The sequence below is a fragment of the Deltaproteobacteria bacterium genome, assembly GCA_011773515.1.
In the GTDB taxonomy this organism is placed as follows: domain Bacteria; phylum Desulfobacterota; class Deferrimicrobia; order J040; family J040; genus WVXK01.
The window spans coordinates 52,298-59,863 of record WVXK01000075.1 but is presented as its reverse complement, the minus strand read 5'-3'; the positions used below and the strand labels follow the sequence as shown (position 1 = coordinate 59,863).

Below are 7,566 nucleotides of genomic sequence, written 5' to 3'. Positions count from 1 at the left end.
CATATTGTTGTATACTCAAGGGGTGCACCCGATGGGAGGAACGCGATGGGAAAGAGCCTGTTCATCAGGGACCTGAAAAATATGGAAAGTGCCCTGATCTTTTCGGACAACTTCCTCGTCACGAGCAAATCGCTTTTGAAGACGAATGCGGGGAAACCCTACCTGAGCATCACGCTCAAGGATGCGACGGGGGAGATCGACGGCCGGGTGTGGGATAACGTGGAAGAGATATCATCCCGTTTTGGATCGAACGACTACGTTCAGGTATCGGGTTCTCTCGTGACACACCAGGGAAAACACCAGGTGAAGATCCTCAATCTCACGAGGGTCGAAGCGGAAGAGGTCGACCCCGGCGACTTCCTCGCCTCCACGACGAAGTCGATCGACGAGATGTGGCAGGGCCTGAGCGGGCTCATCGAATCCCTGGCAGATGAGAGCCTGAAAGCATTCCTGAAAGAGTTTTTCTCCTCGAGCGACATAGCGGTAAGGGTAAAGACGGCGCCGGCGGGTAAAATTCTCCACCACGAGTTCATCGGCGGCCTCCTCGAGCACATCCTTTCTGTCGCCACGATATGCGATTTCCTCTCCAGCCACTATCCCGGGGTAAACAGGGACATGCTCCTTGCGGGAGCGATCCTGCACGATATCGGGAAGATTCACGAGCTGTCTTACGACAAAGCGATCGATTACACGGACGAGGGTAAACTGATCGGCCACATCGTCATGGGAGCGGAGATGGTGTCGAAAGTCGAGGAGCGGAAAAAAATTCTCGGCGAGGAGAAGGAGATGCTTCTCAAGCACATCATACTCTCCCACCACGGAGAGCTGGAATACGGGTCGCCGAAGCGCCCCAAGACCCTGGAGGCGCTGATCGTCCACTTCGTGGAGAACCTGGATTCCAAGGTGAGCTCCTTCCTCTCCGTCATCGAGAAATCGGAAGGGGACGAGACCTGGTCCGACTACCAGCGGATGTTCAACCGGTTCCTCTACGTGAAGAGGGATGAGGAGTGAGAGTCTTTGTTTAAAAACATATATCCGTGGTAATTTGGAATGCGGAATTCGGAATGCGGAATGAAAACAGTTCAGAGTTCACAGTTTCCGGTTAACGAGAAACCAGAAACGAGAAACCAGAAACGGAATGGTAGTGCTGGGTGCTGAATAATAACAGTTTCCGGTTCAACGAGAAACGAGAAACCAGAAACGAGAAACTGGTTTCCCGGGACCCGGGACTGCTTAATTCCACAATCCGTAATACAGCTGAAACTGCCTATTTGGTCTCAGCGGCTTCGACCGATATGAGCTCCACCTCGAAGATGAGGGTGCTGTTCGGCCCGATTACCTGCCCGGCGCCGCGCTCCCCGTAGGCAAGCTCGGGGGGTATGAAGAGCTGGTACTTCGCCCCCGGTTTCATGAGCTGGAGCCCCTCCGTCCAGCCCTTGATCACCCGGTTCAGCTGGAAGGTTGCCGGCTGCCCCCTCTTGTAGGAGCTGTCGAACTCGGTTCCGTCGATGAGCGTCCCCCGGTAGTTGACGGTGACGGTGTCCGTCGCCTTCGGCGGGTCTCCCTCTCCCTCGTTCATTACCTTGTACTGGAGGCCGCTCGCCGTGGTCGTGACACCTTCCTTCTTCCCGTTCTCTGCCAGGAACGCCTTCCCGTCTGCGAGGTTCTTTTCGCCCGCCTTCTTCATCTCCTCCTGCTGTGCCGCCATGACCTTTTCTCTCAGGTCGGCCAGCGTGCTGCTCATATCCTCACGGGTCATCGCGGGCTCGGATTCTGTCAGGGCATCCTGAACGCCTCTCGCGAGGATTTCCGGATCGAGTTCAACCCCCTGGCGTTTGAAGTCGCTGCCAACCTGAAAACCGATGCTGTAGCTGACCTTGTCCTTTTCCTCTTTCAGTTCAGTTTTATCCTCCGCACGGGCGGTGCCGAAAAGAAGCGTTGTGGTGAGTACAGCCGTAAATAGGTATTTCATCATGTTTTTTTCTCCTCGAAAGTTCGTCTGCATGCATGTTACCACTGGTAGGACCCAGGGGTATGGAAAATCTGCAGCCGGCATCAGTTATGGCGTTCACGGTATTTTAAGCCAGGAAAGATCATCTTGCAAGGTCAGCCACCCTTTACACTCTAAGGTAGTCCCTGGGTTCTGCAGCTGACTCCCGAGCAGGACCGGGGAAAAAGAGTGATTCCCGAATAGACGGCCGGTATGCCTCCGAATGAAAAATAGCCTGTTATTAAATGAGAAATCAGAAATTGTAAATTTATCTCTTATTCCCCAGGAAATCGGAAACCGGGAGTCAGGACACTACCTCTGGTATGTGCGCACGATGGCCATAGCGGCCCGTATCCCGTCCACGGCGGAACTGACGATCCCTCCCGCATATCCGGCTCCCTCCCCGGCGGGATAGAAACCTCTCAGGGATATGGACTCCATGCCGGCCCCCCGGGTGATCCGCACGGGAGACGAAGTCCGGGACTCCACGCCGTAGACGTTGGCACTTTCGCTGACATAGCCTTTCATCCTCCTGTCGAAACGCCCGATCCCCTCCACGAGGTCCTCATAAAGACTCGACGGGAGGGCCCTCCTCAGGTCACCGGCAATCCTCTCCCCCCCTGCCCACCTTCCCGCCGCCGGTTCGATCTTTCCCTGGCGTGACAGGAAGTGAGTAAGGGAGGATGAGACGAGCCCATACCGCTCACCCGCCGCCCTGAACAGCGACTGTTCGAGCTTGCGCTGAAACGCGATCCCGTCAAAAATGCCTCTCCCGTAATCTTCCGGACCCACGGCAGCGACGATGCCGCTGTTTGCGTAGCCCGTCATTCTCCTGGTGGGGCTCATCCCGTTTACCACGAGGTCGCTGCCCTCCGATGAGGAGAGGATGACGAAACCCCCCGGACACATGCAGAAGGAGTAGACCGCCCTGCCCCTCGACGTGGTCACGGCAAGGCGGTAATCGGCAGGGGGAAGGCAGCCGCACCCCGCATGCTCCCCGTACTGGATCTCATCAATGAGGGGCTGGGGATGCTCGACCCGTATCCCGACCGCGAAGGGTTTCCCCTCGAGGGCGACCCCTCTTCTCTCGAGCATGGGGTAGTTGTCCCGCGCCGAGTGGCCCGGGGCAAAAACAACCTCTCTCACCGGAATCTCGTCACCGCTGTCGATGAGCAACCCGGCCACCCCACCCCCGGATACCCGCACATCGACCACCGCACTTTCGAAGAGAAAATCAACACCCATCCGGGAGAGCCGCTCCCGGAAGCGTCGGACCACCTTTCTCAACCGGTTCGTCCCCATGTGGGGTTTCGCCTTCCTTACCAGCTCCGGTCCCCCACCCAGTTCACTGAACGTATCGATGACCAAGCGCGCCTCCGGTGCCCTCATCCTCGTCGTGAGCTTTCCGTCGGAAAAGGTGCCTGCCCCACCCTCGCCGAACTGGATGTTGCTCTCCTTTTTAAGGACGCCCTCCCTCCAGAACCGTGACACATCCCTTGCCCTCTCCTCTACCTTCTTCCCCCTCTCGATCAAAACGACGGGGAAACCGAAGTGTGCAAGGGTATAGGAAGCGAAAAGCCCCGCCGGGCCGCATCCCACCACGGCCACCGGGTATTCGGGGATACGGGCATTCACCGCGGGCAGCCGGTAGGGGTGAGGGAGCCCCGCGACCAGTCTTGCCTTACCCTTCCCGGCTATCTTCTCCTCAAGGTTTCCGTCCGAGAGGGCGATTATTACGTTGTAAACGAAAAAAACACCCTTCTTTTTTCGCGCGTCGATGCTCTCCCTGACGACATATAACTCCTTTATCTCCCCCGCCGGAACCCCTATAATCGAGGATATGCCATCCGTAAGCGATACCTCGGGCAAACATGCGGGGATTCTTATCTCGTCTATTCTCAGCATGTTCCGGAACAGGCCTCACTTATCGCTTCGACATTTTTTAACCGTGCTCATCGCTGTGCTGCTCATAACCCCGGGGTGCTCGACACTGGTGAAGCAAACCTTCCGCGAACCACAAGTGCGGGTCATCTCGCTGATGTTTGAGGAAAACCCCCCTCACGCGTCTCTTGCCGCCATTCCCCTCACCGTTACCCTCGAAGTGAACAACCCGAACGCCTTCTCCATAAAAGCCAAATACCTGACCTACACGGTTACGGCGGGGGAGGAAATCCTCGCATCGGGAGAAAAATCGGAACTTATCGAGATCCCCCCCGATATGACGAGCAACATCGATATCCCCGTAACCGTTTCCCTCGAGCCGATCATACGCTCCCTTTCCCGGGCGGCAAAAAACCTGGATATATCGGTGACCGCATACGGCTCCATGACGCTTGCCTCCTTCCTGGGGGACGTGAAAATCCCGTTCAGGAAACACTTCAGGAAAAACCTGCGCTCCCTTATCCTCCCCTGATAGGCGGCCACGTGCTCAGATGAGATGGGCGTTGACACCCGCGGGTGGACTGTCCCCGCGAAGCACGGCCAGCAGGTTATCCACGCAGAGCCGGGCCATATCCTCCCGAGCATCTCTCGTCGCGCTGCCTATGTGGGGAAGGAGAACGGCGTTTGGAAGGCCGAAGAGGCCCGGGTGGATCTCCGGCTCCTTCTCGTACACGTCGAGCGCGGCCCCCCGTATGACGCCCTTTTTCAGGGCATCGACGAGATCTGCCTCCCTGACGACCTCCCCCCTGCAGATATTTATCAGGCACGCCTCCCGCTTCATCAGGGCGATCTCATCTTTTCCGATCATCTCCCGGGTGTCATCGGTCAGGGATGCCGCCAGCACGACGAAATCAGAAAGCCCGAGCAATTCCGGGAGGCTTCTGTATCCGGCGCCGAGCTCCTTTTCCAGACCCGGATCAACCCTGTTTCTGTTGTGGTAGAGCACCTTCATATCGAAGCCCAGGGCCCTCCTGGCGATGGCGGACCCGATCTTTCCCATGCCGACGATGCCGATCGTTTTGCCCCACACGGGCACTCCCAGGAAGAGGTAGGGGTCCCACCCCAGGAAGTTACCGCCGGCGGTAAAATTGTGCGCCCCGGCAAGGTCCCTCGCGATTGCAAGAAGCATGGTAAAAGCCATATCGGCCGTGGCATCGGTCAAAACATCGGGCGTATTGCACACGATAACTTTCCGCCTGGTGGCTTCCTGCACGTCTATGTTGTTGTATCCTACGGCGTAATTCGAAACCACTGCAAGGCGGCTTCCCGCTTTTTCCATGACCCGCACGTCTATGAGATCGGCGAGGGTGGACACGATTCCGTCAACCTCCGTAAGCGCGTGCAAAAGCTCCTTCCTCTCGAGGGTTCCTTCCCCCGGCATGTTGACCACGTGGCAAGATTCACGCAGCTCGTCAAAGGCCCTCCCCGGCAACTTCCTGGTGACAAACACACGCTTTTTCTTCATATCCCCCCCTTGTTCGCTTATTGAGACTTAATATTCTATTATAATTGCCACAAGGGGAAAAAAACGTTCAGGGGCCGGGAATTTACCTTGACCAGGATGAAGGAAAACGCGCGTTTCTATCCGAAAACGATGATGATCCCGAACAGCGAGTTCGTGACTCCCGCAGCGGCCTTTGCCGCATACCTCGCCGGGGGGCTGCTTCTGTTCGCGGGCAGCCGGACGGGCGCCTTCCTTCTCCTGTCTCTCGGGGTTACCGTCAACATACTGGACGCGTACACCTTTCCGATCCTGAACAGGCTGTCGGGAAAAAGAAAGAGCATCCTTTTTGGTTCACCCGGGAAAAGGGGGGAGCCGGAAAGTCCCGGTGCCGTCTTTTTCCTCTCCGCATCACCCGGAGACGAAGGCCGAAAAAAAAAACGGACCCTCTACCGGATCGGCTTCTTCGGGGGGGCAACCCTCTTTCTCTCTTCGATCGCCAGGCTCATCGTCATCGACATCCATCCGCTTGCTATCGCCGCAGGTTCGGCGCTTGCCGCGGCGGGTCTCTTCTCTCGGGGGCTCTATCGGGACGAAAGCGGCCCTGACGGCCACCTTCAGGAAAAGCTGGAAACGGTCGTTACGGGGCTTACCGGCGACCGGCGATTCCGATCGTGGGTCGTGGTGGTCACGGAAAGCCACTCCCAGACGAGAGCGTTTCTCTCCCGGTACCGCAGATACCTCCTCGGCGCACCCTGCATCTTCCTCTGTTTCTCGGAAAGACGGGGCGAGCGGGAGTGCTCCGTACCGCGCTCCCTGGCCACCCTGACCGGGTACCGTACCCACTCCCCGCTCGCAAGGGCAATTGCCCGGATCACCGCGGACACCGGCCTCTTGGTTTCGAGCGAAAAAAGGGGGATCGACCTGAACTGCCTGTGCGCCCTCGCGCGGGGCTTCCGGGCGGCATCGATAACGTTCTCCACCCGTATCCGGGCGCCCCTCCTTCTCGATATTCTTTTGAAAATAAACGCGTTAAACTATAAGGAGGAAGACCCGGGATGATTATCGGCGTTCCAAAAGAGATCAAGGCCCATGAAAACAGGGTGGCCATGACCCCCGGCGGGGCCCGCGAACTTGCGTCCGACGGGCACCGGATCCTCATCGAAAAAAACGCGGGTGCGGGGGCGGGCTTCAGCGACAGGGAATACGAAGAGGCGGGCGGAGAGATCCTGGACGCCGGGGCCATCTGGGACAGGGCAGAGCTCATCGCCAAGGTGAAGGAGCCCCTCCCCGCGGAATACAATCTGCTGAAAGAGGGCCAGACGATCTTCACCTTCCTCCACCTTGCGGCGGATCTCAACCTCACCAAAACCCTCCTGGATAAAAGGGTGACGGGGCTGGCCTACGAGACGGTGACCGACGAGAAGGGGAACCTCCCCATCCTGCGGCCGATGAGCGCGATCGCCGGTGCCCTCTCCATCCAGGCAGGCGCCACGGGCCTTGAAAAACCGAAGGGCGGCAGGGGCGTCCTCCTCACGGGGCTCCCGGAGACGAAACCGGCAGCCGTGACCATCGTGGGGGCGGGCACCTCCGGGAGGATGGCAGCCCGCGTTGCATCGGGAATGGGCGCAGACGTCACCGTCCTGGACATCCTTCCGGAAAAGCTGGAGCACGTCAGGGATTTAACCCAGCAAAAAGCAAAGACCCTCCTGTCCGGCAGGGAATCTCTCGCCCGAGAGGTTGAGCGCTCGGACCTCCTCGTGCTCACCGTTCTCGTGCCCGGATACCTTGCGCCCCGGCTGGTGACCAGGGAGCTGGTCTCGGCCATGAAGGCGGGAGCCTGTATCGTCGACATCAGCATAGACCAGGGAGGCGCCGCCGAAACATCACGCCCCACTACCCTTGCGGATCCGTACTTCACTGAAGAGGGCGTGGTGCACTACTGCGTGACGAACATGCCATCGGCCGTCCCGCTGACTTCCACGAGGGCGCTGACTTCCATGACCCTCCCCTATCTAAAAAAGCTGGCATCCTCCGGCGTAATCGCCTGCGTGCGCAAAGACCAGGGCCTGAAAAACGGCGTGAACACCCACAGGGGTCAGATAACGTGCAAAGGGGTGGCAGAGGCTTTTTCGCTGGAGTACATGCCCATCGAGAAGATCCTGTAACAATCCCAAGAATGGTAATGCGGAAT

At 58.2% G+C, this 7,566-nt stretch carries 7 protein-coding genes; 4 read left to right on the top strand and 3 right to left on the bottom strand.

The genetic code is table 11. The features are described from left to right. Window positions 1–45 precede the first annotated feature (45 nt). The gene (locus tag GTN70_08805) at window positions 46–1,011 is read left to right on the top strand and encodes an HD domain-containing protein (GenBank protein ID NIO17082.1); all 966 of its coding nucleotides are present in this window, start codon (window positions 46–48) and stop codon (window positions 1,009–1,011) included. Window positions 1,012–1,267: 256 nt separating this feature from the next. On the opposite strand, the gene GTN70_08800 is transcribed toward GTN70_08805, so the two are convergent. Both GTN70_08800 and GTN70_08795 read right to left on the bottom strand, forming a co-directional pair. Continuing rightward, window positions 1,268–1,975: an FKBP-type peptidyl-prolyl cis-trans isomerase gene (locus tag GTN70_08800; protein NIO17081.1), complete on the bottom strand. Its 708-nt coding sequence runs from the start codon at window positions 1,973–1,975 to the stop codon at window positions 1,268–1,270. A gap of 327 nt (window positions 1,976–2,302) precedes the next feature. After that, a complete protein-coding gene (locus GTN70_08795; protein ID NIO17080.1) occupies window positions 2,303–3,895 on the bottom strand; it encodes a hypothetical protein in 1,593 nt (530 codons plus the stop codon). A 133-nt stretch (window positions 3,896–4,028) separates the two neighbouring features. Between GTN70_08795 and GTN70_08790 the strand changes: the two genes are divergently transcribed. Further along, the gene (locus tag GTN70_08790) at window positions 4,029–4,403 is read left to right on the top strand and encodes a hypothetical protein (GenBank protein NIO17079.1); all 375 of its coding nucleotides are present in this window, start codon (window positions 4,029–4,031) and stop codon (window positions 4,401–4,403) included. 15 nt (window positions 4,404–4,418) lie between these two features. Here GTN70_08790 and GTN70_08785 read toward each other — a convergent pair whose 3' ends face one another. Then, on the bottom strand, window positions 4,419–5,396 hold the full coding sequence (locus GTN70_08785) for a D-glycerate dehydrogenase (GenBank protein NIO17078.1): 978 nt from the start codon (window positions 5,394–5,396) through the stop codon (window positions 4,419–4,421). Between the two features lie 87 nt (window positions 5,397–5,483). Between GTN70_08785 and GTN70_08780 the strand changes: the two genes are divergently transcribed. After that, window positions 5,484–6,434 (top strand): hypothetical protein, encoded by a 951-nt coding sequence (locus tag GTN70_08780; protein NIO17077.1) that lies wholly within the window; start codon window positions 5,484–5,486, stop codon window positions 6,432–6,434. Beyond that, window positions 6,431–7,540: an alanine dehydrogenase gene (gene ald / locus GTN70_08775; protein NIO17076.1), complete on the top strand. Its 1,110-nt coding sequence runs from the start codon at window positions 6,431–6,433 to the stop codon at window positions 7,538–7,540. The genes GTN70_08780 and ald overlap by 4 nt, the downstream gene beginning before the upstream one ends. The last annotated feature ends 26 nt before the right edge of the window (window positions 7,541–7,566 follow it).